Source organism: Rhizobium sp. CRRU65, from assembly GCF_048551595.1.
Taxonomy (GTDB): Bacteria; Pseudomonadota; Alphaproteobacteria; order Rhizobiales; family Rhizobiaceae; genus Rhizobium; species Rhizobium leguminosarum_J.
In genome coordinates this window covers 1-1,294 of record NZ_JBLYZH010000047.1, presented here as the reverse complement: position 1 = coordinate 1,294, position 1,294 = coordinate 1, and the positions used below count along the sequence as shown (strand labels likewise).

The 1,294-nt window shown below is 61.5% G+C and carries 1 protein-coding gene and 1 pseudogene; both read right to left on the bottom strand.

What is annotated here, in order from left to right; genetic code table 11:
* A partial coding sequence (locus ACM5SV_RS36575) for a carbohydrate ABC transporter permease (protein WP_419425528.1) occupies positions 1 to 611 on the bottom strand: 611 nt, incomplete at its 3' end.
* A 125-nt stretch (positions 612 to 736) separates the two neighbouring features.
* Positions 737 to 1,294 (bottom strand): annotated as a pseudogene (locus ACM5SV_RS36570) (sugar ABC transporter substrate-binding protein); the annotation flags it as partial.

Here is a 1,294-nt window from a genome sequence, read left to right as displayed (position 1 = left end):
CCCGCCAGGAACATCGCCATGACGAAGCCCGACGCCTGCCAGACGCCGGCGATGACGACGGTGTAGATGACGAAGTCCTTGTTCTTGATCCAGTCGAAGTGGAAGCTCGTCCAGCCGAAGTGGTGCAGCGTCTGTTCCAGCCCGAGGCCGGGATCGAGGAACCATTTCCAGGCAACGCCTGTCACAATGAAGGAGAGCGCCATTGGATAGAGGAAGATCGGCCGCAACACGCTCTCGCCGCGGATCTTCTGGTCGAGCAGGATGGCGAGGAACAGACCGAGTGCCAGGCAGATGCCGATATAGAGAAAACCGAAGATCGCCATGTTGGTGATCGAGGTATACCAGGAAGACGGCGGATCGCTCTCGAAGGTCCAGCGCCACAGCCGTTGATAGGCGCGTGCTCCGGTCAGCGCATAGGAGGGGAATGTCTTGGAATTGGTGAACGACAGATAGGCCGTCCAGACGATGAAGCCATAGACGAAGATGATGGTGATGACGAAGCTCGGCGCCAGCACGATCTTCGGCAGCGCATCCTGCAGCCGGCCCCTCAACGAGATCCCCGTCGATTGCCTCGGCGTCAGAACCGGATCGGTGGTCGCAACGGTGCTCATGGAATGTCATCTCCTTCCCGCAATCGGCCCTGCTTCATATCGGGCATGATCATCCCGCATGATCGGCGCGGAGCCTGAAGCTTCCCCGCCAGCAGGCGGGGAAGCATTTGTCATCACACGTGGTCTCAGCGGGCGTCGTCGATCGCCTGAACGAGCTGCTTGACGGCTTCGTCGGAGGTCTTGATCTGGCCGTGGACGAACTTCGAGACGACATCCTTGTAGGCGTTGGCAATGGCCGGCGGAGCGCCGTACCCTTGCGCCAGCGAGCCGAACAGCGTGCCGCCTTCGTTGGCTGCCTTCAGGTCGGCGATGCCCTTCTTGCCGCAGGCGTCGAAGTCGGTATCGGGAACGTCGGTACGGGCCGGCACCGATCCCTTGACGACGTTGAAGGCCGACTGGAAGCTCTTCGACAGCGTTGCGGTGGCCAGCGCCACCTGGGCCGCCTTGCGGTCGTCGGGAACGTTGAACATGCCGAACATGTCGGAGTTGTAGACGACGCTGCCGTCGGTGCCGGGGAAGCGGTAGCACAGGAAGTCGGTATCCGGCGTCTTCTTGGCGGCGACGAATTCGCCCTTGGCCCAGTCGCCCATCACCTGCACCAGCGCGTCACCCTTGATGACCATGGCGGTTGCCAGGTTCCAGTCGCGGCCCGAGAAGTTCGGGTCGACATATTTGATGATCGT